The organism is Bacillota bacterium (assembly GCA_024653485.1).
Taxonomy (GTDB): Bacteria; Bacillota; SHA-98; order UBA4971; family UBA4971; genus UBA6256.
The window spans coordinates 88,771-115,660 of record JANLFY010000001.1; the positions used below are offsets into that span (position 1 = coordinate 88,771).

Annotated in this window: 22 protein-coding genes; 17 read left to right on the forward strand and 5 right to left on the reverse strand. The window is 62.2% G+C overall.

Annotation, left to right across the window (positions count from 1 at the left end):
* Positions 1-125: 125 nt before the first annotated feature.
* From NUW12_00340 to NUW12_00375, 8 genes are all read left to right on the forward strand, one after another.
* Positions 126-623 carry a pre-16S rRNA-processing nuclease YqgF gene (locus NUW12_00340; protein MCR4401223.1) on the forward strand — a complete coding sequence of 166 codons (498 nt, stop codon included), beginning with the start codon at positions 126-128 and terminating at the stop codon, positions 621-623.
* The gene (locus NUW12_00345; protein MCR4401224.1) at positions 613-2,274 is read left to right on the forward strand and encodes an S-layer homology domain-containing protein; all 1,662 of its coding nucleotides are present in this window, start codon (positions 613-615) and stop codon (positions 2,272-2,274) included. The genes NUW12_00340 and NUW12_00345 overlap by 11 nt, the downstream gene beginning before the upstream one ends.
* A 108-nt stretch (positions 2,275-2,382) precedes the next feature.
* On the forward strand, positions 2,383-3,396 hold the full coding sequence (locus tag NUW12_00350) for a TrbI/VirB10 family protein (GenBank protein MCR4401225.1): 1,014 nt from the start codon (positions 2,383-2,385) through the stop codon (positions 3,394-3,396).
* Positions 3,397-3,578: 182 nt separating this feature from the next.
* Positions 3,579-5,351: a DUF3769 domain-containing protein gene (locus tag NUW12_00355; GenBank protein MCR4401226.1), complete on the forward strand. Its 1,773-nt coding sequence runs from the start codon at positions 3,579-3,581 to the stop codon at positions 5,349-5,351.
* Positions 5,352-5,410: 59 nt separating this feature from the next.
* The gene (gene galE, locus NUW12_00360) at positions 5,411-6,397 is read left to right on the forward strand and encodes a UDP-glucose 4-epimerase GalE (protein MCR4401227.1); all 987 of its coding nucleotides are present in this window, start codon (positions 5,411-5,413) and stop codon (positions 6,395-6,397) included.
* A 161-nt stretch (positions 6,398-6,558) separates the two neighbouring features.
* Complete coding sequence (locus NUW12_00365; GenBank protein ID MCR4401228.1) at positions 6,559-7,344, forward strand: phosphatase PAP2 family protein; 786 nt, start codon at positions 6,559-6,561, stop codon at positions 7,342-7,344.
* 353 nt (positions 7,345-7,697) lie between these two features.
* Positions 7,698-9,122 carry an O-antigen ligase family protein gene (locus tag NUW12_00370; protein MCR4401229.1) on the forward strand — a complete coding sequence of 475 codons (1,425 nt, stop codon included), beginning with the start codon at positions 7,698-7,700 and terminating at the stop codon, positions 9,120-9,122.
* Positions 9,123-9,140: 18 nt separating this feature from the next.
* Positions 9,141-10,280 carry a glycosyltransferase gene (locus NUW12_00375; protein MCR4401230.1) on the forward strand — a complete coding sequence of 380 codons (1,140 nt, stop codon included), beginning with the start codon at positions 9,141-9,143 and terminating at the stop codon, positions 10,278-10,280.
* Here the strand turns inward: NUW12_00375 and NUW12_00380 are convergent.
* The 4 genes from NUW12_00380 to NUW12_00395 form a co-directional block, all read right to left on the reverse strand.
* Positions 10,263-10,907, reverse strand: a complete 645-nt coding sequence (locus NUW12_00380; GenBank protein MCR4401231.1) for a chemotaxis protein CheW — start codon at positions 10,905-10,907, stop codon at positions 10,263-10,265. The two genes, NUW12_00375 and NUW12_00380, sit on opposite strands and share 18 nt — an antisense overlap.
* A 45-nt stretch (positions 10,908-10,952) precedes the next feature.
* The gene (locus NUW12_00385; protein MCR4401232.1) at positions 10,953-12,833 is read right to left on the reverse strand and encodes a methyl-accepting chemotaxis protein; all 1,881 of its coding nucleotides are present in this window, start codon (positions 12,831-12,833) and stop codon (positions 10,953-10,955) included.
* 162 nt (positions 12,834-12,995) lie between these two features.
* Positions 12,996-13,619, reverse strand: a complete 624-nt coding sequence (locus NUW12_00390) for an HD-GYP domain-containing protein (GenBank protein MCR4401233.1) — start codon at positions 13,617-13,619, stop codon at positions 12,996-12,998.
* A gap of 362 nt (positions 13,620-13,981) precedes the next feature.
* Complete coding sequence (locus NUW12_00395; protein MCR4401234.1) at positions 13,982-14,386, reverse strand: bifunctional nuclease family protein; 405 nt, start codon at positions 14,384-14,386, stop codon at positions 13,982-13,984.
* 267 nt (positions 14,387-14,653) lie between these two features.
* Between NUW12_00395 and thrC the strand changes: the two genes are divergently transcribed.
* Both thrC and thrB read left to right on the forward strand, forming a co-directional pair.
* Entirely contained in the window at positions 14,654-15,844 is a 1,191-nt protein-coding gene (gene thrC, locus NUW12_00400; GenBank protein MCR4401235.1) for a threonine synthase, read from the forward strand.
* A gap of 215 nt (positions 15,845-16,059) precedes the next feature.
* The gene (thrB, locus tag NUW12_00405; GenBank protein MCR4401236.1) at positions 16,060-17,079 is read left to right on the forward strand and encodes a homoserine kinase; all 1,020 of its coding nucleotides are present in this window, start codon (positions 16,060-16,062) and stop codon (positions 17,077-17,079) included.
* 83 nt (positions 17,080-17,162) lie between these two features.
* Here the strand turns inward: thrB and NUW12_00410 are convergent, their stop codons facing one another.
* Positions 17,163-18,248: a LacI family transcriptional regulator gene (locus NUW12_00410; GenBank protein ID MCR4401237.1), complete on the reverse strand. Its 1,086-nt coding sequence runs from the start codon at positions 18,246-18,248 to the stop codon at positions 17,163-17,165.
* A gap of 504 nt (positions 18,249-18,752) precedes the next feature.
* On the opposite strand from NUW12_00410, the gene NUW12_00415 reads away from it, so the two are divergent.
* From NUW12_00415 to NUW12_00445, 7 genes are all read left to right on the forward strand, one after another.
* A complete protein-coding gene (locus NUW12_00415) occupies positions 18,753-19,892 on the forward strand; it encodes a glycoside hydrolase family 15 protein (protein ID MCR4401238.1) in 1,140 nt (379 codons plus the stop codon).
* Positions 19,893-19,987: 95 nt separating this feature from the next.
* Entirely contained in the window at positions 19,988-20,779 is a 792-nt protein-coding gene (locus tag NUW12_00420; GenBank protein ID MCR4401239.1) for a hypothetical protein, read from the forward strand.
* A 178-nt stretch (positions 20,780-20,957) separates the two neighbouring features.
* Positions 20,958-21,596: a hypothetical protein gene (locus tag NUW12_00425; protein ID MCR4401240.1), complete on the forward strand. Its 639-nt coding sequence runs from the start codon at positions 20,958-20,960 to the stop codon at positions 21,594-21,596.
* 23 nt (positions 21,597-21,619) lie between these two features.
* On the forward strand, positions 21,620-22,912 hold the full coding sequence (locus tag NUW12_00430) for an ABC transporter substrate-binding protein (protein ID MCR4401241.1): 1,293 nt from the start codon (positions 21,620-21,622) through the stop codon (positions 22,910-22,912).
* Positions 22,913-23,055: 143 nt separating this feature from the next.
* A complete protein-coding gene (locus NUW12_00435) occupies positions 23,056-24,006 on the forward strand; it encodes a sugar ABC transporter permease (protein ID MCR4401242.1) in 951 nt (316 codons plus the stop codon).
* Between the two features lie 10 nt (positions 24,007-24,016).
* Entirely contained in the window at positions 24,017-24,853 is an 837-nt protein-coding gene (locus NUW12_00440; GenBank protein ID MCR4401243.1) for a carbohydrate ABC transporter permease, read from the forward strand.
* 11 nt (positions 24,854-24,864) lie between these two features.
* Entirely contained in the window at positions 24,865-26,631 is a 1,767-nt protein-coding gene (locus tag NUW12_00445; protein ID MCR4401244.1) for a glycoside hydrolase family 66 protein, read from the forward strand.
* Positions 26,632-26,890 lie beyond the last annotated feature (259 nt).

Here is a 26,890-nt window from a genome sequence, read left to right on the forward strand (position 1 = left end):
AAGGCTCTCGTGCTACGCTTCTCAGCGTCCTGGGACGGTCGTGCGGGTGACGCGGCCCCGTCATCCTTTGGGGGATTTCGCGGGAAGGTCGTTCTCATCCACCTCCAATCCTGGTAGAATCCAGAGTGGGGCAAGACTACGTCATGTGGGGTGTGGACATGGACGGGCGGAACCGCCATGGCGAAGAGGACGTCCGCGGCGTCCCTGAAGCGGTGATAGCAGTGGATCCAGGGCGCGACAAATGCGGCATGGCTGTGGTGAAAGCTGACGGCACTGTGCTGGCGAAGGGCATAATCCCGAGGGAAGAGGCGGCAGAGCGGGTCAGACTCCTTGCCAGCGCCTATGGCGTGGAGACGATCGTGCTCGGCGATCGCACGGGCTCGAGATCGCTTGCCCAGGCGATCCGCGCCGCATTCCATGAAGCCGGGGCGGGCGCCCCTTACGTGGTCTTCATCGACGAGCACGAGAGCAGCATGGAGGGACGCAGACGGTACCTGAAGGATCACCCGGTCCGCGGCCTCGGAAGGCTCGTTCCCCTGACCATGCGAACGCCAGGTGAACCTTTCGATGACTACGTCGCAGTCATCCTTGCCGAGAGGTTTTTCCATCCGGTTGAAAAGTAGGACTTCGGGAGGGATTTCATCTGAGGTCATAGAATACTTATTAAGGCAGGCTGGGTCAGAGCAGGTTGGGGCAAACCAAGGCCCTGGCGGCCAGTCTCCCGCGGCGGCGAGGTTCGAGCAGGCGGGGCCCGCGGGGGGCATGGCTAAGGTGTGGTGGCCTACGATGAACGCAGCGAGTACGCATACAAGAGCCGAGAGGAGAAGCACTCTCTGCAGAGGTGTCCGCGTTCGCGGGCTGACCCGTGGCGTGCGTCGCGCCCGGTCGGTGTTCGCCGCGATTTTAGTGTGCCTCGCCACCTCCGCCGTCTTGACGGCGCACGCCGCCACCAATCCCTTCGGCGACGTGCCGCAGGGTCACTGGTCCTATGAGGCCATCGCCCAGTTTGCTCGTTTGGGGCTCGTGGAGGGCTACTCCGCCGACGCGTTCGGCGGGGGCCGCGTCGTCACAAGGTACGAGATGGCCTGGGCGGTGGCGCGCCTCTGCGATCGTATCAAGTCAGGGGAGGCGTCGGCGGGGGAGGCCTTGACCGGGCAGCAACGCGACATGCTGGCACGGCTGCAGGAGGAGTTCGCGACAGAGCTCGCCTTGGTGGCTGGGACGGGCGCGTACGTTCCTTCCGGGGTCATGAAGAATGCGGACGATAAGGACGGGACGCGTGCGTCTTCCATCAGGGCTGGCGGTGTTGCTCCGATTTCAGTTGTTGACTTGGGCGTCTCCGCCGGACCCGAGGCGGCGGGTGGCGCGGGAAACACGGACGCCGACGCTGCGCTCGTTTTGGATGGGGAACCCAAGACGAGTGCGCTGTCCCAGACTCTTCTTGGAGTGATTCCGGGCACACCGCGGCAAATCGACACATCCCAAGCGTGGCCGTCGCTTCGGCTGCGTCTGGACCCAGGCATGAACGCGGCGCTCTTGGCTATCCCAGGAGAGGCGGGGCGCCAAGCGTTTGCCGGCGGCAAGAGGCTGTCCGAGCTCCTCGGGGACAGTGAAGCGGGCGCGCCCTCCGCGCTCGAGCCCGTGTCTCAGACGCCGGGGGCTCAGGAAGGTGGAGGCCAGAAGCAGGCAGTCAGCATACCCTTGGACGAAGGGGCGAAGGCCGAGCTCTCGCTGGGCGGCCCGCCTGTTCCCGGTGGCATCGCGCCCGCCGAAGGGGACGATGTCGTCGCGCGTCTCGACCTGAAGTATGCTTTGAGCCAGCTCGCCATCTTCCGTGCCAGTTATGAGCTGGTCAAGGGGGACAAAGGGCCTGACGAAGACAGCGAAACCAAAGCCAGGGCGACGACGCTGCTAGGGATAGACTACAAGTTTGCCCTGTCGGATTCGGCCTTCATCAAGGCAGGGTACACGTATTCGCGTATCACCGACCTCGTGCCGAAGGGCATCGAATGGAGCGGGTCCTCTCCCGATGATGAGACACGCGATTCCGGCTTGAAGGCGGCGGGGGTGTTCGGCGACTACACGCTGCCGGGTCTCTCACTGGATGCGCGCAAGACCACCGCGAGCTTCGGCGTGGGCTACACATTCTCTGGCACGACCTCGATTGTGCTCGGCTACAGGCTCATTGACTTCCAGGATCTAGATCCCGAGACCATGTCACCAGGGTCACATCGCACGAATGTCGCCACGGCCGAGCTGACGATAAGGTTCTAGAGGAGTCCTGCGGGAGTCCTGCGAAGACTCGCTTGACGGCGGGGCTTCGGGAGGCGTTGGGGTGGGCCCGGGGTCGGCTTGTGAAAGAGGGAAAGGGGGTTACTTCGCGTGTTCGCACGCAGCAAGAGACGTATCAGGAGAGTTGTGGCGGCAATAGCGCTATCAGCCATTTTCACCGCTTCGTCGCTCGTCCCGGCCTTTGCCGCCTTTGCCCAGGAGCAGCAGCCCACGCTCCTGAAGAGCCTTGCGGAGATCGAGGCGGCTCTGTACGGCAGGGAGCTCACCGGAGCGATCGTGGACCGTGTGGCCAGGTTGGAGAGCGAGCTTCTCGGCAAACCCCAGGAAGGGTCGGTGATAGACCGGATCGCCAGGCTGCGTAGGGTCGGCGGGGGCGGGCCGGGGGTGGGACCTTCGGTGGCGTACAAGCTCACAGCGGTCGAGTGGTTCGTCCAGAGACGCGTGACGTCGGAGCCGGCCGTGACCAAGCTGGACCGGCTGGAGACGATGCTCCTCGGTGCGCCGAGTCAAGGCTCCATCGTGGTTCGAGCGGATCATCTGGCCGCGCTGTGCCTGCCCGAAGGCACGCTCAGGACGAAGGATACGACGCTTCCGGCAGGCCAGCCCGTCAGGATCAGGCTCATCGGGAGATTGGATTCCAGCGTCACGCAGAAGGGGCAGAAGGTTGACATCGAGGTTGCCCGCGACGTCGTTGTCGGGAACGAGCTCGTCATCCCGAAGGGAACGCGCGGGTATGGGATGGTAACGGACGTGTCTCCGGCGGGGAGGCTGGGGAAGGACGGCAAGATAACGCTGGAACTCAAGGACGTGCGCACCCTCGACGGTGTGGCGGTCCCGCTTGCCTTTGACGAGAGCACTCAGCAGCTGAACGAGTCCATGCAGCTGGCCATCGGCGCAGGCCTGGCGGGGTTCATCGTGTTCGGGCCGGTCGGGGCGCTCGGAGCCTTCTTCGTTCAGGGCAAGGACGTCAACATTCCCGACGGCACCGAGTTCTACGTTGCTGTGGGCGCCGACACGAAGGTCTTGGGCATGACGCTCCCCGTGGACACAGCCGTGGAGCTTGCCAAGGACGCGCCGACGGTAAAGGTGAAGCCCGGCAAGTAGCAAGTAGGAGGAAGAGGCGAAGACCGCGACTCCTCAGTTGCCCGGCGTGCTTTCCGTCATAGGCCGGGCTGGGCGACGTCCGCCGGCAGTCGAAAAGCCTTCGGCTGTGGTCAGCTGTGATCGGATTCAATACGTGAGCAAGGCCCCCCGAGCTTGTTCGAGGGGCCTCTTTCGGGAGTGAAGTGAGTATTTCCTGGCATGGGACACAAGGAGCCCACGCTGCGGCGCGGGCGGGGACGGGGCGGTGCGCGCGCGTCCTCACGACAGCCATCCTTGTCGCTCTCGTCGCCGTCGCTCTCGCCGGCGTCTGGGCTGCGGACGCGGCTGGTGCTGCGCAAGACGAACAGGTGATGGGCGAGAGCAGCCCCGACGCGGGCGGTCAGCGGGTAGACCTGGCCGATTCGAGCTCGGTGGCTCTGCCCGACCGGTCCGCTGACGAGGAGCCTATCGTCATTGAGGCGGATGTCACCGAGTATCGCTACGGCAGCCACGGCACGATCGTGGAGGCGCGCGGCAGCGTGCGGGCGACGCATCGAGAGATCTCCGTATCCGCCGACTATCTCAGCGTGGACGTGGACGCCGGAGAGCTCCTGGCGCGCGGGAACGTCCTCGTCCGTCGCGGCTCGTCCACCACGAGTTGCAGCGAGTTTGCATATGATGTCGCGTCAGCCACCGGGCGCGTGATCGAGCCGAGGGTGTCCGTCCCGGGCGCGTTCGTGAGAGGGAGGGAGATGGATCTCGCTCCCGGCGAGTTTGCGCTTGCCGGCGCCCACGCGACCGGGTGCGACCTGGAGGAACCGTGCTACCGAGTGACCTCGCGAAGGCTCGTGATATATCCGGATCGAAGGATCGTGGCGGACTGGCCCGTGCTGTGGCTGGAACGAGTACCGGTGCTGGTCGTGCCCAGGCTCAGCATTCCGCTTCGCGGGGAGAGGGTGGGATGGGTCGAGGGCGAAGGCTATCCCGTCCCGAGGCTCTCGTACGACCCTCAAAGCGGCTTTGTGGCCGGTATGAGTTACCTGGACCGCTCGCGCGAGGGTCTTACCATCCGCTGGGATGGAGCTTACGCTTCGCGGGCGCGGGGCATCCAGCTCGAGGCGCGTGCTCAAGCTGGCCCGGCGCCAGGGGTGAGCGCGGAGGTCACGGGAGGCCTGCGCTCATGGGAGGGGCCGTACGGGTCGGCCATGTGCAGGATTGATCCCTTCTCTCAGATGTCTTTCGCAGCTGACGCTCGATACCGCTCCGGCACGGCGCACGACGCCGGGTTGCAGGGAGGCGCGCAACTCACCGGGAAGTTGGGGCCTCTTGTCCTGAAGGCCGCTGCGCGCAAAGACCTTCCCAGCACAGGCCCGGTATACTCGTTTCCAGCCGTAGATGCGTCCCTGGGCCCCGTGACGATCCCGGGTTCGGGAGCGCGCTTGACGTTGAGCGCAGGCGTGGGACGGTTCGAGGAGCCCGCGCGCGGCGCCCGGTCCAGTCGCACTTACGCCGCACTCTCCGTGACATCGCGGCCTCTGAGCCTCACGTTCGCAAAGAACGCAGATGCGACTCTGACGTTGACCGGATCGGCCAGGCGGGCCTGGTACGAGACGGGAGACAGTGCCGGGTCGCTGATGGCCGCAGTCAACCTCGAAGGTCGGTTCGGGAGCCTCGAAGCGTTCGGCATCGATGTGCCGCGCGTCGTCGCCGGTCTGGAATACACGCGAAGGGTGGTGTCGGGCGCAAGCCCGTTCACCTTTGACGCCGTAGGCGCGCTCAACCAAGTGACCGTGGAGCTCGCTGTGCGGCTCGCGCCTTCGTGGACGGTGGAATTGGGATCCAGCTACGACGTGGACGCCGGCGTCCTGGATGACCTGGATCTCTCGGTGACGAACCATCACCACTGCTACGACATCGCGGCCACGTGGCGCGAGAAGCGCAGGGAGTTCGGGCTCGAAGTGAGGTTTACGAGATAGGTGAGGCAGAAAGCGGCAGATTCGCGGTTCGCAGGCGGGTGGAGAGGAGGGTCTCGCTAGTGCGTGTGCTCGTAGTTGGAGGCGCAGGATACATCGGGAGTCACGTCGTGCGCGAGCTCGTCCGAGCTGGCCACGACGTGGTCGTGTACGATAACCTCGAGAAAGGCCATCGCGAGGCTGTCGAGGGATGCCCGCTCGTCGTGGGCGATACGGGTGACCGAGACGTTCTACGCGAGGTCTTTGCGTCTCGTGACTTCGACGTGGTGATGCATTTCGCTGCCCACACTTCGGTCGCCGAGTCCATGCAGGACCCGGCGAAGTACTTCCACAACAACGTAGCGAAGGGGCTCACGCTTCTCGACGTCATGAGGGAGGCGGGTGTCCGCCGGATGGTGTTTTCCTCGTCTGCGGCAGTGTACGGTGACCCGGAACGGGTGCCCATCGAGGAAGACGCCGACTGCCGGCCGACGAACGTGTACGGCGAGACCAAGCTCATGTTCGAACGCGTGCTCTCCGCGTACGACAGGGCGTACGGCGTCCGGTACGTGGCTCTACGCTATTTCAACGCGGCGGGAGCAGATCCATCCGGGGACATCGGGGAAGATCACGACCCCGAGACACAGCTCATCCCACTCGTGCTCATGACGGCAATGGGCCTGCGTCCACGCCTTGAGCTGTTCGGCACGGATTACCATACCCCCGACGGGACCTGCGTGCGGGACTACGTTCACGTGTGCGACCTTGCGACCGCGCACGTCTTGGCCGCCGAGGCACTCGCGGACGGGTGCGAGTCAAAGGTGTACAACCTGGGCAATGGAAAGGGTCACACCGTGAGGCAGGTGATAGAGACAGCACGTCGCGTAACTGGGTTATCCATCCCCGTCGTGGAAGCGCCGCGCCGTCCGGGCGACCCGGCCGTGCTCGTGGCAAGCTCCGAAAGGATAATGCGAGAGCTCGGTTGGAAGCCGCGATACGAGGACCTCGAAACCATAATAGCCACTGCTTGGGAGTGGCACCGCCGCCATCCGCGCGGCTATGCCGGCTGACGGAGTCTAGTGGGATCCAGGACGAGCTGCGGCGCGAGACGCGCTTCGGAAGACGCTGACTCAGGGAGAGAGGTGGAGCAATGCGCATTCGCCGCAAGCGCTGTCGCTTCATTTCGTGCACGAGCTCCTGCATGGGACGAGCCGTGGGACGAGTGCGGACCGTGGCGGTGGTAGCCATGGCTGCCTCGGTGTTCGGGGTAGGCATTCTTGCAGTGTGCGCGCAAGCCACCCTGGCGTGCCCTGCTCCCGTTCAAGTCGCAGTCTCCATTCCCGCGCCCGAGGACGGCACCGCACCTGAGGACGACACCGACGTTTTCTCTGAAGCGGTCGGCGTCGACGGCCTTCGCGATGACCTTCTCAGAATCTACGCACCTCGCGTCGAGCTCGACCCCGGAAAGGTCGCGTTACTGACGTTCGCTGCCGGGACCGTCATGCTCGTGGACCGCGAGCTGTATGACGAGATCACGAAAGGCCCCAGGGATCCCGCGGTTGATCGCTTGGGGGACGCCATCACGGATCTCGGAACGGGTGTCGCAACCCTTGGGATCTCCGGCCTGGTGGCGCTTCACGATGCGAAGACGGGATATCTCGCCGCGAACGCCGTCATCTACTCCGGCATCAGCTGCGCTGTTCTCAAGGCCGCTTTTGGGCGCGCGCGACCTGAGGTGGGCGAAGGGCCATACGCGTTCGCGGGTCCGTGCATACGCGAAGGGCGTAACTCCATGCCCTCAGGCCACAGCGCAGCCGTGTTCGCCCTTGCCACCGTCCTGGCGAGGCAGTATCCGAGGTATCGCGTGCTTTTCTACGCCGGCGCCACCCTCGTCGCCATCTCACGAGTCTACGAGCGTGCCCACTGGCCCAGCGACACGCTGGTTGGCGCGGTCGTCGGCGTCTGGTCAGCGAACCAGGTGATGGGCCGCAGCCGACTATTGGAGATCACTTGGTAATGACGCCGTAGGAGACCCACAGGTTCCGCACAGCTGTCGTGGACTCACCATCGATACCCCATGCCCAGGAGCCCGTGGAGAGCGAGGGCCGGGACCTCGGCGCTGCCGTCGGCCGTCTTGCTCCTTTCTCTCAGAAGTGGGATTCGTTTACGATCCTTCCGAGAACGGGTTTCCTCCAAACCAGCGGCGATTCCTGCGGAACGCGACGGCAAGAGGAGAAAGAAACCGTCGGAGGCACCCCGAGGAGTTGCGCTGAAGGATTCGTGTTGTCTAGCTAGAACATGTGTACAAGACGGCCTATGCGTCGTGGCCAGGCTTGGGCCCGCTACCGGCAAGGTAACAGAGGGGTTGCCATGAGGCGGAGATGCAATGAGATCGTCCAAGGATCGGGTTTCCTGAGAAGACAAGTGAGTGCGCCGAAGTCCGGGGTGTCCGCGGTCGAGAGACTAGCCTATTGTGCCGGAGCGATAGGGCTGGGTATGGGCCACACCCTCACCGCACAGCTTGTGCTCCTCGTTTGCCAACTGCGGCGGATCGCCGCAGATCCCGGTTCGAGACGCATCAGGACCACGCGCTCCACCATCATGCTGCTTGCGCTCGGTGTGTGGATGATGCTGTCGGGGCTTACGGCCGTAAGCCGATTCGACGCTTGGGGCGGCACAGTCGGGATGGCGCTCAGTGCCTGGGTGACGCTTGGAGCCGTCAACAAGGTGATGGCGGACCGCTCCATGCTTGGCGGACAACTGCTCCGGGGCTTTCTTGCTTCAAGCAGCATTAGTGCAGCATATGGACTAGTCGGCTTCGGCCTGTATCTGGCGGGACGCGGGGGGGTCCCGCGCGCGCAGCTGCCGGTTGGGGGATGCAATCTTGCGGGAACCGTGTTCGCCGTGGCAGCAGTAGTGGCACTGGGATGCGTGGGATTTGCGAAACGCTTGGAGAGAATCGCCTTGATGGTGGTGGTCGCGCTAACGGGAGGGGCGCTCGCGGCAACGCAATCGAGGGGAGCCGTAGTAGCGTTAGGTGTGGGCTTTATCGTCCTTCTCATGACCGGCCTGCGCTTACGTTCGGGCAGGGCGCTCGGCGTTGCACTGTTGGGCCTGTTTGCAGTGTTCGTCACGTGCGCCTACATGTACCCGCCTCTCTTGGCGAGATATGAGAGCATATTCAAGCCATCGGCCAACAGAGATCGACTGGAGGTCTGGCGTACAGCCGCGCTCATGATGAGAGATCGCCCCATCCTGGGCGTGGGAGTGAACAACTTCCACGAGGTATACCTGAGGTACCCGCATCCCGAACGGTACGGTCATCAGGCGATGTCCACAGCGCACAATGTCTTCATGGAGTTCGGGGCGTCGACAGGGATACCGGGGCTCATACTCCTTCTCTGCGTCGTTGGCCTGGGCATCGCGAACGGTGTGAAAGCCTGCGGGCAGGCCAAGAACCCACGGGCTTGCGTGCCAGCTCCTCGCCTCGGAGGGGCCCCGGCCGCCGAGAGCTCCGGAGGGACAGCTCCAGAACGAGCCGAAGAGGGAGATTCGGTGCAACATGCGCATGAAGAGGCTGCAGTGCGCGCTCGCCGTGTGTCCGGGGTTGCGTTGGCTGCGTTCGCTACGGTCATGGCTCACCTTCAATTCGATATGACTTTGTACTCTGGGGACATGCTCCCTCTTTTCTTCGTCATCTACGGAGTTCTTGCCTACGCGGGCGAGAGCGCGCAGGACGCTTTCCGGAGAGCAGCGTCAGTACGGCGAGTCGGCGGCGCACTGAACTCAAGATAGGTCGGGTGAAGAAGATCCATGGCAAGGCAGACCCGCGACGACAGTCTGAGCAAGCGCAAGAACCGAGGGCTGAGCGCGGACCCGGTGGTGAGCGTGATAGTCCCGACATACAATCGAGAGGCCATCCTGGAGAAATGCCTACGCGGGCTTCTCGCCCAGACGTTCCCGGCCGGTCTCTACGAGGTCATTGTGATCGACGATGGTTCCACGGACGGGACACGAGAAATGGTGAAGGATCTCATCCGTCAGTGGAATGCACGAGCTCCGGAGACTCGGGGAGGCGGTACGGCCCGAGAATCCTCCGATGTGCCTCCCTGCCCGCTGGTGTATCGCTACCGCAGTCATACATGTGCAGCCGCTGCACGGAACGAGGGCATCAAAGTGGCCAGGGGTGCGCTGCTCATCTTCTTGGACAGCGATATCGTGACCCGCGCCGGATTCGTGGAGGCTCATGTCAATGAGCACGTCAGCGAGGCAGTTCGCGAAGGAGGATGTCTGCAATCGGAGTCGGCGAAGGTCTGGCATGACGGAGGCGACTTGGCGATCGTCCTGGACAACAGCAGGGTGATAGTGCACGGACGGGTCATCTACACGACGAATCTAGATGATCCCACGACCGAGCCCCGGAAGATCACCGACATCTCCACGGCGTTCTTCGCCAGTGGCAATGTCTCCATCGCACGCCGCTGGGTGGTGGAAGCAGGCCTCTTCGACGAGGACTTCACGGAATACGGCTGGGAGGACCTCGAGCTCGGCAAGAGGCTGAAGAAGCTGGGGCTGCGCGTGGTGCGCTCCGAGGCACCCGCGGGCTATCACCTAAAACGCGAGTTTGGCATCGAGGATCTACCCGCTATCAGGCGTCGAGAGATCGAACGCGGCCACATGGCCATGGTATACGTCAGGAAGCACCCCACGTTCAGCGTCCGCATGACCACAATGACGGTGGCGCCATTCATTTGGATTGTCTCAATCCTCGGGATGGGGGGCTGGCCTGATCGCCCCGGCGCCGTCCGCGTGCTGGAGCGGCTCAGGCGCCGGGGCAGCCGTGCGCTGCTCGCTGTGGTGCTTCAGATCATGGTGTACTACTGGTATGTTCAGGGGATCAGGGAAGCGTCCGCGCACCCTCGGCAGCGGGGCCGGTCAGGCGGGCATCCCTGAAGGGATTTGGGGATGTGTTCTCGCATCCCCTTCCATCCCTGTTTGCAGCTGGGCGCTCTCCTCCGATGACAGGGTCTTTGCGAGATCCACGAGAATGATCAGCCTGTCGTTGAGGCGCGCGACGCCCTTCAGGAACCCCGAGCCCGAGTCGGCAACGATCTCCGGAAGCGCGCCCACCGCTTCGAGGGGGATGCGGATGACCTCGCACACCTCGTCCACGATGAGACCCACAGTGGGGCTGCCCTTGACTTTGGTGACTACTATGCGGCCAGAGGCGGACGCCCCCTTCGACCCGGTGCCGGGCGTCCCGGAGAGCCCGGGCGCGGGTGCCGCATGGACCCCGAAACGCTTGGCTAGATCGATGACTGGTAGCACCTGGTCCCGCAGGGCGATGACTCCTTCGACGAACTTGGGAGCCTTAGGCACGTGCACTATCTCCGGGAGCCGGATTATCTCCTGGATCTGCATGATATCGATGCCGTACTCCCCACCGCCCAGCTTGAACGTGACGACCTGGAGTTCACCACGATTCGACCACTCTGCGGCGGATCTCGGCGGCGGACTGGACTCTGGGCCGCTGACGGGCATGACTGATGCGTGCGACTCTTCTGCGACTGTGCTCGGCAATTCGACTCCCCCATCTCTGGCATGCGTCACGCTTTCGTGTTCTTGTCACACCTTGAACCTGCTGACCGCTTCGCGAAGCCTCTCGGCCATGTCAGCGAGGGACTCGGCCGAGGTCGCCATCTCCTGAATCGACGCGCTCACCTGCTCGGCTGACGCCGAGACCTCTTCCACCGATGCCGCGGTCTCCTCGGACACCGACGCGATGGCGTCCACCGCCTTCCTCACTTCCTCTGCTCCGGCGGCCATTTGTTCCGTTGCAGCAGTGTTCTCCTCGGCCACGCTCACTATGTCGTCTATGGCCTTGCCGACCCTGTCGCTCGCCTCGCCTAGAGCCTGCGCTGACTGGATGAGCCTCCCGATGAGGGTCTCACCCTCGGTGGCGTCCGACGAGATCTGCGCGAGTGCGTTCCCCGCTTCCTGCGAGAGCTCGCTTCCGGTCTCCACTTCCTTCAGCCCCGAGTCGATAGCGGCCACAGCCTTGTCCGTGGCCTGTTTGACCTGGCTCACCAGATCCGCTATGGCCTTCGTCTCACTCGACGAGCGCTCCGCCAGCTTGCGCACCTCATCTGCAACGACTGCGAACCCTCGCCCGTGTTCACCTGCCCTTGCAGCCTCGATGGCGGCGTTAAGGGCCAGGAGGTTGGTCTGTTCCGCGATGTCGTCGATGATCTCCAGTATCCGCCCGATCTCTTGTGAATGCTTGTCCAGCTCCCTGATGCGCTCTGCTACCGCGTGTGTCGTGCCTGCTATCCGTTCCATACTTGAGATGACGTTCCGAACCGATTCGCCCCCTCGAGCGGCCGAACGCGCGCTTCGACGCGAAGACTCCCCCACGATCTCCAGAGCTTGCAACGTTTCGTTGAGGGATGCCTTCATCCCGTTCACCACCGTGGACGCCTCATGGACGCTTCTCACCTGCGACTCCGCGCCCTTGGCAACTTGGACTATCGCCTGGTTGACCTGGCCCACAGACGACGCCACTTCATTCACGCTGGAGCTTTGGTCCTGCGCGCCCGCGGCCACTTGCTGAACGGTGTCGGATATCTGCTGCACAGCTTTGGCCGACTCCTCCGCGGATGCTGACAGCTCTGAGCTCGTTGCCGCCACGGTCTGCGCGGAGGCGGTCACCTCTCTGACCAGAGTCCTCAGGCTTTCCAGCATGCTGGCGAACGCCTTGGTCAATGTGCCTATTTCGTCCGCGGATCGAGCCACGGGAGCCTCGGATAGATCGCCCCTCGCCGCCTTGTCGGCCGCGCGGACCAGCCTCTGAACCGGGTCGATGACGGCCTTGGTGAGCAAGAGGCCGAACACGAGGCCCAGCAAGCTGGATACCACCATTACCGCTATGACGTCGCGAGTCGCGGCGGAAGCTGTTCTGTTCGCTTCAGCCACGACCGCGTTCACTTGTCCCTCAATCAACGCAATCATCTCGGCGATGGAGGTGTTCAACCGGTGTCCCACCTCACGTCCACGTCCGCGCACCAACTCGATGGCTTCCTGGCCCCGCATCTGGCTTGCGAGGCCTGTCGCTTCCTCCAAGAATGCCGTGAACTCCTTCCATTCCCCACCCACATCTGCATGGATGCGCTTGCCCTCATCCGTTACGAGCATGGATCCAACACGACCGTAATCAGCCTCGAATTCGCTTCGGCGCTTCCGGATCTCTTCCTCGCGCGCCTTGGAGTCCATTTCGCTCGTGCTCATGGCGAGCTCGAGCACTTGCAGCTCGAGCTCAGACACGTGCGCGTCCATCTTCTTCAGAAGCTCCGTCTTCGGAAGCCAATTGGTGGCAAGCTCGACAGCATCCGTCTTCACCGCCTCGAGCCGCGTGAGCGCGAACGCTCCGATCCCGACTCCGCTGCCGATGAGGAGCACCACCAGGGCCACGATCTTGAATCTTAAGCTGATGTTCATGAACCACTTCACCGCACACGCCTCCCAGCTCCGTCTCTTGTTTCGTTCGTTGCGGGGTTGCGTACGTCGCACCCTGCTTCGCCAGCACATGGTTCTCATCGGCTGTGCTCGTCGTGCAGGCGATCCGCCCGAATGCCCGCATGAACGTCGCCCCGCCCGCGGACTTCCGCAACGCTAGGGCAACTGAAGATCCTTGCGCAGCAGGTACGCCTTGAGCGCCTCGACGATCACCGGGTCGAACTGCGTCCCCGCGCAACGCTGGAGTTCATCTATGGCTGCGCTGATGGGGAGCGGCGGCCGGTACGCCCGCTCAGTAACCATTGCGTCCAGACTATCCGCCACGCACAAGATCCTGGATCCGAGGGGGATTTCGTCTCCTGCCAGGCGGTCCGGATAGCCGCGACCGTCCAGACGTTCGTGATGATGGAGCACGATCTGCGCTATGTGGATAAGGCCTGGCACCTCCGAGACTATCTCGTAACTGAGGCCCGGGTGCTTACGAATCTCCGCCATCTCTGCCTCGGTGAGCTTTCCCGCTTTCAGTAGGTAGGCTTTGGGCACGCCTATCTTCCCTATGTCGTGGACAAGCCCCGCGAGACGCAGAGCCCCCTGTATGTCTGGAATCAGCCCAAGTTCGCGGGCGATGGTCGCACTGAGATTGCCTACCCTGGTGGAGTGGCCGGCAGTGACGGGATCGCGCATCTCCACTAGAGCTGCTGCGGCGAGCAAGAGCGCTTTCTGGCGGGACGCGCTCAGGGGTTTTTGCGAAGACAGTTCGGTGATGAGTCTGTCCAGCATCCAGCACGTCTCCCATACGGTGGTGTGTGCCGCCGGCTGGAACGGCATGGGATGCCAGGTGCCCATGGCACCTATCGGGTGACCTCGCGGAAGACTCAGGCAGCGAGGTCCCGAGCGACAGACCTTCCGCACAGAGCTGAAATCGATGCGGACGATGCATCCCAGGAGCCGGGGCGGAGAGTTGTGGGTTCCCGGCGACGCCCAACCGACGGCTGGTTGAATTCGGTCGCGAATGTGGTCGCGCAAGGCAGCACTGGAAACTCTGCCTGATGCTGGATATGACTATTCGACGTGCGTCGAGGAATTCCTGCAAAGTCCGCCACTTCGGGAAAAACTCGGGTTTGGGTGCGGAGCGGAGCCGTTCACTCCTGGGCGACAATGTCCTCGAACTTGTAGGTGAATTCCACGAGCTTGGGGGACATGAGAATGGGGCACCCACAACGTACGGCAAGCGCCACGGCGTCGCTGGGGCGTGAGTCTAGGACGAGTGACTTGCCGTCCTGGTATAAGTGGATCTCCGCGAAGAACACTCCTTCTCTGGCGTCGGTGATTACAACTTTCTCCACGGTTGCGCCGAGGTCTTCGCACACTGTCTTGAGGAGATCATGCGTGAGAGGGCGAGGAGGCTCTTCTCCCTGTACCGCAATGGCTATGGATTGAGCCTCGAACGGGCCTATGCCGATAGGCAGGATGACCCTCTGATCCGCGTCAGTCAATAGCATGGAAAAGCTGCTGCTCTCATCGGCTATAACGCTCAGGACCTTCATTTCCAACACCGCGATCACCTTCCTCCGTGCTTCTATTCTACCACAGCCGCCAAGACGTGTTCCTCCTCAACGAGGGAAATTACGCTCTGCCGTGGAAAGGCCAGAGGCCGTCACCCGACCCGTACATCACACTGTCTCAGATGCTGCCGAGGAGTCAATTCACGGTGAGGATTGGCACCAAGGTATGGCATTAGCCGATGGCTCGTGGTAGAATGTCCATTAATACATGGCCCGAACAGTTCGTTCCGGGCCGCGGAGGGAGACGGAATGAACGCACCGGCTATGGGCGACTCACGTTCAAGAGGGATCATCGCCACGTACGCCGACCATCTCCCGAAGGTGGATCCAGCCGCCGTGATCACGCTGGGAGAAGGCGGGACTCCACTCATCGAGGCCCGCGCAGTATCAGCTGCGGTGATGGAGGCCCAATGGCACGCACGCGCCGAGGTGGGAAGGAACGCAGCTCGGGCGGAAGAGGCCGTCCCGCCCTTCTCGGCAGGAGACGACGTCTTGCGCGTGTACCTCAAGTACGAAGGGCTGAACCCCACCGGGTCATTCAAGGATAGAGGTATGGCTTACGCCGTGAGCAAGGCTCGGGAAGCCGGTTACCGGATAGGGGTTTGCGCGTCTACGGGCAACACCTCAGCCTCAGCCGCAGCCTATTGTGTGAGGGCAGGGATCCGGCCGGTGGTCATCATCCCTGAATCCGCCGTTGCCGCCGGGAAGCTGGCTCAGGCAGTAGCCCATGGGGCGGCGGTCGTGGCCGTCCGAGGCAACTTCGATCAGGCCCTTGCGGTGGTGCGGGAGCTCGTGGCGCGTCACCGGATCGCGCTTCTCAACTCCCTCAATCCCGATCGCATCGAGGGACAGAAGACCGCTGCCTTCGAAGTGTGTGATCAGCTAGGGGGACGGGCGCCAGACTATCTGGCGATTCCGGTGGGAAACGCGGGCAACATCACAGCGTACTGGAGAGGCTTTCGCGAGTACAGGGAGAGCGGAAAGATCCCGTCGCTGCCTCGCATGATCGGATTCCAGGCTGCAGGGGCCGCTCCCCTAGTGGAGGGTAGGCCTGTGGACCGACCGCAGACGGTCGCCACGGCTATAAGGATAGGCAACCCGGCGAGCTGGAAAGGCGCGATCGCGGCCAGAGACGAGTCGGGCGGCCTGATAGACAGCGTGACTGACGATGAGATCCTCAGTGCGTGCCGGCTGCTGGCGGCGAGAGAGGGGGTCCTCGTGGAGCCCGCGTCGGCGGCGTCGGTTGCGGGCGTGATCAGGCTGGCGCGCAGGGGCTATTTCTTGGGCAAAGGTCACGCGACGGTCGTGTGCGTCCTTACCGGCCATGGATTGAAGGATCCCGAAGCCATGATGCGGCTGGGGGAGTCGCCTCTCTTGACAGAACCTGACATGACTTCGGTAGAGCGCGTTCTCGCCGCGGCTGGCGTCAGGCTTGGCTGAACACCTGTGCCAATGGAGTCGGCGGTCCGCGGTCGTGCGGCTCGTGTCTGCCGCGTGCGCCCTCGCCTGCGTGATGATTGTGCCCGTGGATGCATCAAGTGGCCGTGGACACGAAACGATGGCCCAGCGAGAAGAGAACGTCGAAAGGTCGGAAACACGTCTTCGGATCAACGGAAGCAAGCCTCACGAGAAGGAAGTAGGCGAGAGGGAAGGCGATGTTCGTGGCAACTTCTGTCGAAGTCTTCGTGCCGGCATCAGTGGCGAACCTCGGCCCGGGTTTCGACGCCGTGGGCATGGCCCTCGAGATATTCAACGTGGTCAGGATGGGTACCGCCCCTACCGGCCTCGAGATCACCGTCCTCGGGGACGATGGGGATCAGCCGGCCGACCGGACCAATCTCGTGGCCAGATCAGCAGTCGCCTTATTCGAGGAAGCAGGGCTGGTCGTGCCGGGGCTCCGCATTCACGTGAACCAGGCGATCCCGGTGTCGCGAGGTCTTGGTTCCAGCGCCGCCGCCATCGTGGCGGGGCTCGTGGGCGCCAACGCCCTCGCGGGTTTTCCTCTTTCCAAGGACGCCTTGCTCGAGCTGGCTGTCGAGATCGAAGGCCACCCTGACAACGTGGCCGCCGCGCTCTTCGGCGGCTTCGTGGTAAGCGTTTCCGACGGCAATCGGCCTCCGTGTCATCTCAGGCTCGACGTCCCTGGGAGTCTTCACGTGGTGGTCGCCATACCCGACCTCCACGTGTCAACGGAGCTCGCCCGAAGCATCCTCCCCGAAAGCGTGACGCTGGCGGACGCTGTGCACAACATAGGCCGCGTGGCTCTCCTCGTGGGAGCCATCGCGTGTGGCCGGCTCGACTTTCTATCCGCTGCTATGTCGGACAGGCTTCACCAGCCCTATCGCGCGAATCTGGTGCCAGGTCTAGACAACGTGCTTGTTGCAGCGACTCGGGCAGGGGCTCTCGGGGCCGCACTGAGCGGCTCGGGTCCGTCGGTCGTTGCCTTTGCCCGCACCAACCCCCATAGCGTGGCGGAAGCCATGCTAGAGGCGTTCGGCGCCAGCGGGGTAGCGTGCCGAACCGTCGTGACCCGCGTCTGCCCACGAGGTGCGGTCGTGGTCGAGGACCCGGAAGCGTCCGGGGAAGAGCCGCTATTCGGGGGCGCTGAGTCGTGCTCACCAACTGACCGTTGTTCGTCGGACTCCGCGAGAGCGAGCGCGTCCCGAAGATGGTAACGGCTGTTGGCGCGGATGCGGGAACGCTTCCTCAGAGGTCGGGGTTCCGGCGGTTCCAAGACTACTCAGCCGCGTTCCGTGCCTCATCTGACTGCCGGTGGGCCTGTGGTCTCGCCCAGCGTCAATTGGGCTGAGAGCCGCACAGACCGGGGTCTGGCTTTCGGATCGCGCACTCTCTCGAGCAAAAGCTCAGCAGCTATCGAGCCCATCTCCGCTGCGGGCTGTGTTACTGCGCTGATGCGCGGCACGGTCACGGTGTTTGGGGCATCGAACCCAAGCACCGAGACGTCGGTGCCGGGCGCAAGGCCCAGTGTGTTCAAGCAACGGATTACGAGCATGGCGCTCTGATAGTCAAAGCAAAAGAGGGCAGTCGGCGGCTCCTCGAGCTTCAGGAGTCGCTCCACTATCCCGGCGAGTTCACGATGGGCCGCTACCGGGCTCGCCGTGAGGTCTTGTGTGCGATCGAAGTACCCGTTCTCCCTGATGAGCGCCGACAAAGACACCAATAGATCGGAACGGGGCTGGAGATCGTGGAGCTTGAGCCCGTTCTGGAAGCCGCGCAAGCGTTCTCTGTTGACGTCGCTTTCGAAGTCTATGGAGATCACGCCGATATTGCGGTGTCCGAGCTCGGTCAGGTGATCGACTCCGAGCATGGCCGCTCCTGCGTTGTCCACTTCCACGAGAGATATCTTTGGCTCCCCAAGGGGGGATTCGATGGCCACGACAGGGATTCCGGCGCGCACGGCATCATGGATCGTCCTTCGGTTTGCCACGTAGTTCACGATGATGCCGTCCACTCGGTGACGGATGAGCCTCCGCAGGTAGTCGGCTTCGCGCTCGGACGCAAGCGTCGTGTCACACAGGAAAAGGCCGATTCCCTCGCGATACAGCACCCTCTCGGCCCCGCGCGCCACGTTCATGAAGAACTCGTTGGTGATGGCGGGCACCATGTAGCCGACGAGATAGGATCGCTTGGTGTACAGGCTCCTCGCTGCGAGGTTCGGTTCGAACCCGAGTTCCGCCATTGCCTTGAGGACCCGCTGGCGCGTCTCTTCGCTGACTTTGGGGACGTTGTTCACCACGTTAGAGACGGTCGTGTGCGAGACCCCGGCCTTCCTTGCAACATCTCGAATGGTTGCCGCCATCATGGCCACTCCTTTGTCTGCCATTCCAGGCCGTGCCCACGTGACTTAGACCGCACACGTGACGTGAACCCCGACAGCGTTGCTTTGGGAACGGGCACCGCCGTCTTCAGGAGACCTGGCCGGCTGCCAGGTGGATGAGCTCACATCCTGGCGTTGCACGGTAAACACATCGATACTTCAATTCTATACCACCTCATTCATGCCGTCAATGACGTTGGCGCCGCTATCGGCTTGGCATTGCCCGAACCGGATTCGAACTGCGTCTGGTGGATCGTCTCAGCGTAGCGAGGCCGTGTAGCAAGCCACGCGTTGATGGCTCCATGTGGCATTCCAGGTCGCGCTCGAAGGACTTGACAGGCAGATCCACTCATGGTACACTCAAGGTAAGTTGACCGGTAAACAGCATGGAAACCGATCCGGGCTCCGCTTTCTTGCGAGTTGCAAGTCGCGTATCGAGGTCCGCCGACCGAGGTCGGGCTGGAACTAGAAACGATCTCACTAGAAACGATCTCAAAGGGTGGGGAGTCAATGCCAGACCTGCGTGAGCGAAGCATCGAAATCATCCGCCGCAACCAAGCGCCGAGCGGTGCATACGTGGCCTGTCCGCACTTCGCTCCTTACAGGTTCTGCTGGCTGCGGGACGGTACCTTCACCGCGTACGCCATGGACCGGGCGGGCCAACACGACTCCGCTCGCCGGTTCTACCTTTGGGTGGGCTCGGTCCTGCGTCAGGGAGCCGCGCGAGTGGACCGTATAGCCCGCGTCGTGGAGCAGGGGGGCACCCCTTCCTCGAAGGACATGCTCCCTACGCGCTACCGGCTGGATGGAGCTCCGGAGGACGACTCCTGGCCCAACTTCCAGTTGGACGGATACGGGACTTGGCTGTGGGGCCTTGCCCAACACGTGCGGATGACAGGCGATGTCGGGCTGGTAGATAGGCTCAACGACTGCGTAAGCCTTACTCTCAGGTACATCTCTCTTTGTTGGAGGATGCCCAACTACGATTGTTGGGAGGAGTTCGGCGATCGGCTCCATCCCGCCACCCTGGCTTGCTTATACGGAGGGCTGACGGCCGCACGGAATCTCGTCAAGCAGGACGAAGCGGAGAAGGCCACCAGACTAGCGGGAGACATCCGCGACTACATACTGAGAAACGGCGTGCTGGACCGTGGCGCGTTCGGAAGACGGTTCGCGAAGTCCGTAGGAAACTCAAGCATAGACGCGAGCCTTCTGTGGCTTGCCGTGCCTTTCGCTGCCGTGGATCCGGTCGACCCGATCATGATATGCACAGTGGATGAGATCGAGCGACACCTCTACCATCGAGGAGTCCACCGCTACCCAGAGGACACCTACTACGGCGGTGGTGAGTGGCCGCTCCTGGCATGTTGGCTCGGCTGGTACTATTGCCTAACGGGACGGCCCAGCCTTGCCGCGCCGATTCTGGATTGGGTCGAGGGCTGCGCAGACGAACGCGGCGAGCTTCCGGAGCAGGTGAGCGACCACGTGAACGACCCAGAATACGTGGGCGTATGGGTGGAGCGCTGGGGTCCGGTGGCCAGGCCCTTGCTTTGGTCCCACGCAATGTACCTGGTTCTGTCGCACGAAGTTGCGGAACTTGATGGAAGGGATACGGACGCTTCGGCACTGAGGCTCGTGTCAAGGGGGTGAATGAGAGGAAACGCGATGCAATCAGGGGGTCTGTGCAGGGAGTCGGGCAGTGCAGACAGAAGACATACTGTGACGCCAGGGAGGGATACGAGACCATGCGACAGAGGTTGAGTGTTGTCATGCTCGTCGCGCTCATCGTGTTACTGGGTGTATCCACTGCGGAGGGAACCGAGGCGCCTGTTTCGTCGCTTACAGATCCGGTGGACGATGATTATGGACCAGGGACGTATGTCTACCCGACGAACTCCGTTTTCTTCCCGGGGGCATTCGACATCGTGAAATTCGAGGTGTACAAGGAAGCCGACGAGGCGCGGTTCGAGATCACCCTGGCCAAGCCCATCGCGAACCCTTGGGGCGGTCCGAACGGCGTCAGTGTGGAGATGTTCCACATCTACGTGGACAGCGAGAAGTCTTCGGGATTTGCCGAGTGTGTGCCCGGGGCCAACGTGGCGTTCGCGGAAGACTCCCTCTGGGACAAGGCAGTGCTCTGTGAGGGAGGGTGGGGCACCGAGGTCGAGGACATCATGGCGGGGCTTGTGGACGACGAGATGCGATCGTGCATACACGTGGCGAAGAAGGCGAGCGTTGTCGGGAATACCATAAGGATTTGGGTCCCACTTTCGTGGCTGGGGACGCCGTCTCCAGGTTGGGGGTACCAGGTCCTCCTCATGGGGCAGGAAGGCAGCAAAGACGTGATGGATGGTATCAAGGTTCGGAGGGTTCTCCGTGAGAGGACGGAGTGGCAATTCGGAGGGAGCGACGAAAGCGGGTACCACCCGAATGTCCTGGACATGCTGACCAAGCCTGGGGTGGACCAGAGGGCGATTCTGAGCTCATATAGCAAGGACAAGGACACGTTCGCGATCGTTTCTCATGTCTACCCGTGATCCTGTCGCATCGGGAGGGGCCCGGGGCAGGCCATCGTGACCGGGCGCGATCGGCTCAAACGTCCGAAGCGCTGGCCCCGCCCCCTCCCGCTGGCTCCGCTGCCCTAGCCGCGGACGGAGTTCGCCGCCTCCGCGCAGAGTTAGACGGGGAGATACAGCGGGACGGAGGTGAACCTGAGTGCGAAGGGCTTTACTGAATGCTGTGTGCGTTCTCTTGGCGCTCGCGGCTTCGTGCAGCGTGGCACGAGCCGCCCAGACGAGCACGACCTACACGCTGGTGAACCTCGACGACTACTTCAACAACGATGGTATCTCATGGGACCACGACCCCATCGACGGCGACCTCGATTTTGGCTGGATGTCCCTTCCCGCGGAGCAACTCGCGCGGGCAGGACAGGCGGCGCGTCTCCGTGGGGTGTACTTCGTATTCCCGCCGACGGAGGACGGCCGCGACAACAACATAGTCTGTTACAACCAAGTCGTGAAAGTTCCGGCGACCCGTTGCGTGGCCCTGCACATGCTCGTCACGTCCATATCCGGGACGAGGAGGGCGGCGTTCAACATCACCTACGTGGACGGGTCCAGTTCGACCGTCTCGCAGCGCATCCCTGACATGAAGGGCGCTCCCGGGTTCGGCGGCTACGTTGGAGTGGAGACGGATCACAAGCATTCCTCTGAAGGAGACGTGACGCCTGGAGGAAGACTGTATGTGTTCTCCTTCAAGACCGACCCGGCGCGGGAGGTTGTGTCCGTGACTCTGCCCGAGGAGCCAGCCATCAGGGTATTCGCCATCACTCTGCAGTCAGCTGAGGAATAGGTTCCCGACGGGAGGGAATTGTCGTGAGACAGATCCTTCGGCTCGTGACTTTGACCTTGTGCGCGAGTTTGCTTGCAACGATCATGACGGGTCAAGCGGCTTTCGCGGGACGCGCTTCCGTCGAGATCGCGTTTTGGCACGATTGGACCGGGGAAGGTGGAGACGGTGTAGTCGCTGTGGTGGACGCGTTCAACAAGTCCCAGTCGAGCATAGTCGTCAAGCCCACCGTCACACCCGATCTGGGGACCAAGCTGCTGGCGTCGGTGGCCGGGAAAGTTCCGCCTGACGTGGTCCTCTTCGATAGATACATGACCGGACAGTACGCGTCTCGTGATGCCTTGACTCCCCTCGACTCGTACATCGCAAGGGACAAGGTGGATCCGAGTGCATTCTTCGAGGCTTGCTGGAACGAGACTGTATACCGGGGCAAGACATACAGCATTCCTTTCGAAACGAACTCTCGCGTCCTCATGTACAACAAGAGGCTGTTCAAAGAGGCAGGGCTCGATCCCTCGAAACCCCCGAAGACCTGGGACGATCTCGTGCGCTACTCAAAAGCGCTCACTAAACGGGATGAGAAAGGCAGGCTCGTGCAAGTAGGCTTCGTGCCGATATGGAACGGCGTATCGCTGATCCACTACCTGTGGCAGGCAGGAGGGGAAGTGTTCAACTCCGATGCCACCGAGGTTGCGTTCAACGGGCCCGAGGGCACAAAGGCGTTGGAATGGGTCGTGTCCCTGGTCGACTACTACGGGTACGACAACCTTGTGAGCTTGGCGGCGGGTTTCGGCAGCCACTTGTCGGATCCATTCTACACAGGCAAAGTGGCTATGAAATCCGAAGGGTGCTGGATGCTGAGCGACATGCGGAAGTACGCGCCGAAGCTGGTCGCGGATGACCTGGGAATCGCTCCGCTTCCTCAAGACAAGGTTCGGGCGACCATAGCAGGGGGATTCTCCCTTGTCATCCCGAAGGGAGCCCGAAACGCCGACGCCGCATGGGAATTCATCAAGTTCGCGGTGAGCAAGGACGCGCAGGTTCTATTCGCGCGCAAGGTGGGCACGATCCCCGCTCTGAAGGCAGCCGCCCTTGATCCGCAAGTCGCGGGCGAGCCTCTCCTCAAGCCGTTCATCGATGCGATGGAGCACGCACGGTACAGGCCGGTGCACCCCGCGTTTCCCGAAGTCGAATCTTACATCTACCAAGCGGTCGACAAGGCCGTTCACGGGGAGATGTCACCGAAAGCTGCTCTGGAATGGGCTGCAAGCAGGGCACAGAAGGTGCTTGACAGGTACAACAAGCACCTTGGACGGTAGCTGTCTGATGTGCGTTGGAAGGCATGGCTCGCTGCGAACTACCGCGGTCGCGCTTGCGAGGGCTGTGCCGCAGATACCGGAGAGGCGCAAGCCGCGGATACCGGAAAGGCGCGACGGGACTTGATGGTGAGGGGACACGGACGATGGCCAAGGAAATCAGCTACAGTGCTTCGAGGAATCCCGGCCCGAGACACAGACGCATGAGCCGTAACGCCGTAAGGGAGACGCGCGACTTCTATCTGTGTATACTCCCCTGGCTCGTGGGCTTCTCGGTGCTCACTCTTGGTCCTATGGTGGTATCTTTGTACTATAGCCTTTGCGAGTACAACATACTCCAGCCCCCCACCTGGGTAGGCCTTGCCAATTACGTAGCCATCTTCACGGATGATCCTCTCTTCTGGACAGCCCTCTACAACACGGCTTACTACACTTTGTTTGCGGTGCCCCTCGGAGTGGCCGGCAGCCTCGCGCTGGCTCTTCTGCTGAACCAGAGGGTTCGCGGAGTGCGGGTGTTCCGGACCATCTTCTACATGCCGTCCATAATGCCGGCTGTCGCCTCGTCGATCCTCTGGATATGGCTCTTCAATCCCCAACACGGGCTCGTAAACCGACTTCTGTCTGTAGTTGGTGTGAAAGGGCCGTTGTGGCTGGCCGATCCGGTCTGGTCAAAACCAGCATTGATCCTGATGGGGTTGTGGGGAATAGGGGGTGGCATGGTCATCTTCCTCGCCGGCCTGCAAGGCGTCCCCAGACATCTGTACGAAGCAGCGGTTGTCGACGGGGCCACGCCTTGGCAACAGTTCATTCACGTAACACTTCCCATGCTATCCCCGACTTTGTTCTTCTCCATTGTCATGGGGATCATAGGGTCATTTCAAGTCTTCACGCAGTCATACGTGATGACGCAGGGCGGCCCGTTGAATTCGACCCTCTTCTATGTGCTCTATCTCTACAGGACCGCGTTCGAGTTCTTCCAAATGGGGTACGCCTCGGCCCTTGCATGGATACTCTTCGTGATCCTCGTCAGTTTCACGTTTCTCCAGCTCAGACTATCCCGCCGGTGGGTGTACTACGAGGGGGATTTCAGGAGGTAGGGGCTCCGACATGGCCAAACGTGGTGCCATCTTTCGTAGGACTCTCGTCTATCTCGCCTTGTTAGCAGGATCGGTCGCTGTCCTGACGCCGTTTCTCTGGATGGTGTCCACGTCTCTCAAAGGATACGACCAGGTCGTGGCCTCCGAGTTCTCGTGGATTCCAAAGCCGGTCGTATGGGGCAATTACGCAAGGGCGCTCGAGTTCATTCCGTTTTGGCGCTATCTCGGCAATACCGCTCTGGTGACGTCGGCATGCGTCGTGGGCGCCCTGTCAGCCAGCGCGATAGTGGCGTATGGGTTCGCCAAGCTTCGGGCGCCCGGGCGAGACGCCCTCTTCGGAGTGCTCCTTGCCTCGATGATGCTCCCCGGGCAGGTGACGATGATCCCCGTTTTCGTGTTGTTTCAGAGGCTGGGATGGTACAACAACCTACGGGCGCTCATCATCCCCGCGTTTCTCGGAGGTGGGGCGTTCAACATATTCCTGCTGAGGCAGTTCTACATGACCATCCCGAACGAGCTTTGCGACGCGGCAAAGATAGATGGGTGCAGCAACTTCGGAATCCTCATGCGGATCATAGTGCCTCTGAGCAAACCCGCTCTCACGGCTGTCGGCGTATTCATCTTCGTTGCGAACTGGACCGACTTCTTCTCGCCCCTAATATACCTGAGCGACCAGGAGAAGTACACACTGGCGCTGGGTCTTCGTCTCTTCCAAAGCCTCCACAGTACCGAATTCAGCCTTCTCATGGCCGCGTCGATCGTTTTCTCCCTGCCGATTCTCGTGGTATTCTTCCTGGCTCAGCGGTATTTCATAGAGGGCGTAACCTTGACCGGCATGAAAGGATAGGCGGACGCGCGATGACAGGTCATTTTCGGGCGGTGATTGTCTTGGTGTTGTTTACGCTTGCTGCGTCGTCCCCCGTGTTCGGCGACGAAGGATCGAAGACCGGGAGCGCGGCACTTTCCATCGACTCATGCCCCACCAAGTGCTTCTTCAAGCCAGGTGAACCCGCTTCAATCGAGGTGACGATCTCAAACCCGCGTCCGGTCTCAGTGAGCGGGCGGCTGACTGTCTCTTTCAAGAGGCTGGCTCATGAAGCTCACGTCGTTCGCGATGTCGTCCAGGTGCGGGCAGGCTCGACTTTCGTGCGTGCGTTCTCGTGGTTTCCGCCGGATGAGAAAGTCGGGTACGGCGTCGACGTCGAGTTTGAAGCAGGCGACGAGTTCCTGAGTGCATCGACTGCCTTTAATGTGGCAGACTCGTGGCGAGAGACCCCCAGGTACGGATTCATGTGCGACTTTCCGCGCGGCACGGGCGACCTCTCTGACGCTCGCGAGCGAGCGAAAGTGATGAACCGTTATCACATAAACGCCGTTCAGTTCTATGACTGGATGTACCGCCATGACACACTCTTGCCGGAGCACGAAGAGTTCGTGGACAGCATGGGTCGACCCCTCTCGATCAAAGCGGTGGCCGACAGGATTTGCGCCGTTCAGGAGCGCGGAATGGCGGCCATGGCGTACGCCACGGTCTACGCTGCGTCGAAGCAGTTCTTTGAGGCGCACCGCGAGTGGGCTCTGTGGCAAGGAATAGACGTTCCCTACACTCTAGGCGGCGGGTACCTCTATCTCATGAATCCTGCACGAACCTCTCCGTGGCACGCAAGGATGATGGATGAGTACCAAAGGGTCGTGTCTACCATGGACTTCGATGGGATCCACATAGACCAGTACGGATATCCGAAGCGCGCCTTCACGACCCCCGAGTGTGAGAGCGGAAGCGTTCTCCGGGTCGACGACGCGTTCGCGGAATTCACCGACGACGCAAAGCGCGCGGTGACGGCGGTTCGCCCAGGGGCTTTCGTCGCGTTCAACTGCGTAAACAATTGGCCCATCGAGACGATCGCCACGTCAGACGCGGACATCGTCTACATTGAGGTATGGCCGCCCCACGACACGTACTCGGACATAGTGGAGCTCATTTCCGAAGGGAGGAGGCTGAGCGGCGGGAAGGAGGTAGTCCTTGCGGCGTATCTCTCACCCGCTCTCGAGGCCTCGGCAAGGTACCTCGACGCGGTCATCTTCTCCGCGGGAGGCTCGCACATCGAGCTGGGCGAGGGCGCGAACATGCTGGCGGACCCGTACTTTCCTCGTTACGAGCGGGTCCCTGAGCGTCTCGCCTCGAGCCTCCGAGGCTACTATGACTTCTGTGCCAGGTATGCTGATCTCCTGTTCGGAGGGACCTCGGGACCAAGTTTCTTCCCGAGCGACGACTTCAGCTTGGTCGCGCTGGATTATCCGTCTACGTCGAGCGACTATGCCGCGGAGGAGATCTGGGTCATTCCGAGGCGCAAGGACGGCCTGGTGGTCGCAAACCTCGTCAACCTTCTGCGAGTGGCGGACGCAACGTGGCGCATCGAGCAGGCTCCGCCGCCTGTACTGCGGAACGTGCGCTTTCGCGTGTGCCTCGACCGCCCTTGTGACCAGATCCTGTTCGCTTCGCCCGAATACCGCGGCGGAAGGATGGAGAGAGTGGAGCTTACAAGGGTTGCGGACGGGCCCGAGAATACGTACGAGTTCACGGTTCCGTACCTGGAGTACTGGAGCACAGTCGTGATCTTCTAGGCCACCCCCGCAGACGCACGCCGCTTGAGGCGCGGTGCCCTCGCATCCCCCGAGGGCGCCCGCCCACCGCCTCGACAGGTGGAGGATCATCTGGAGACGCGTCGAACTCACCATTGCCGCGATTGCCGTGCTCAACGCGGCGGGCGGGCTCGGAACCGAGCACGTGGCGAGCGGAACGCGATGCCGCCGCGCAGGGGTGAGGAGTAGCGTGGATAGCCTGCGAGAGGATGCGCGCCAAGAGAGTATTGTGCATAAGGGC

What these genes read in the sequence shown, in the direction of transcription:
- NUW12_00440 (MCR4401243.1), top strand. Translation starts at nt 24,017, where the DNA reads ATGGCCAAACGTGGTGCCATCTTTCGTAGGACTCTCGTCTATCTCGCC.
- NUW12_00445 (MCR4401244.1), top strand. Translation starts at nt 24,865, where the DNA reads ATGACAGGTCATTTTCGGGCGGTGATTGTCTTGGTGTTGTTTACGCTT.
- NUW12_00415 (MCR4401238.1), top strand. Translation starts at nt 18,753, where the DNA reads ATGCCAGACCTGCGTGAGCGAAGCATCGAAATCATCCGCCGCAACCAA.
- NUW12_00390 (MCR4401233.1), bottom strand. Translation starts at nt 13,619, where the DNA reads ATGCTGGACAGACTCATCACCGAACTGTCTTCGCAAAAACCCCTGAGC.
- NUW12_00395 (MCR4401234.1), bottom strand. Translation starts at nt 14,386, where the DNA reads ATGAAGGTCCTGAGCGTTATAGCCGATGAGAGCAGCAGCTTTTCCATG.
- NUW12_00420 (MCR4401239.1), top strand. Translation starts at nt 19,988, where the DNA reads ATGCGACAGAGGTTGAGTGTTGTCATGCTCGTCGCGCTCATCGTGTTA.
- NUW12_00410 (MCR4401237.1), bottom strand. Translation starts at nt 18,248, where the DNA reads ATGGCAGACAAAGGAGTGGCCATGATGGCGGCAACCATTCGAGATGTT.
- NUW12_00375 (MCR4401230.1), top strand. Translation starts at nt 9,141, where the DNA reads ATGGCAAGGCAGACCCGCGACGACAGTCTGAGCAAGCGCAAGAACCGA.
- thrC (MCR4401235.1), top strand. Translation starts at nt 14,654, where the DNA reads ATGAACGCACCGGCTATGGGCGACTCACGTTCAAGAGGGATCATCGCC.
- NUW12_00370 (MCR4401229.1), top strand. Translation starts at nt 7,698, where the DNA reads ATGAGGCGGAGATGCAATGAGATCGTCCAAGGATCGGGTTTCCTGAGA.
- thrB (MCR4401236.1), top strand. Translation starts at nt 16,060, where the DNA reads ATGTTCGTGGCAACTTCTGTCGAAGTCTTCGTGCCGGCATCAGTGGCG.
- NUW12_00435 (MCR4401242.1), top strand. Translation starts at nt 23,056, where the DNA reads ATGGCCAAGGAAATCAGCTACAGTGCTTCGAGGAATCCCGGCCCGAGA.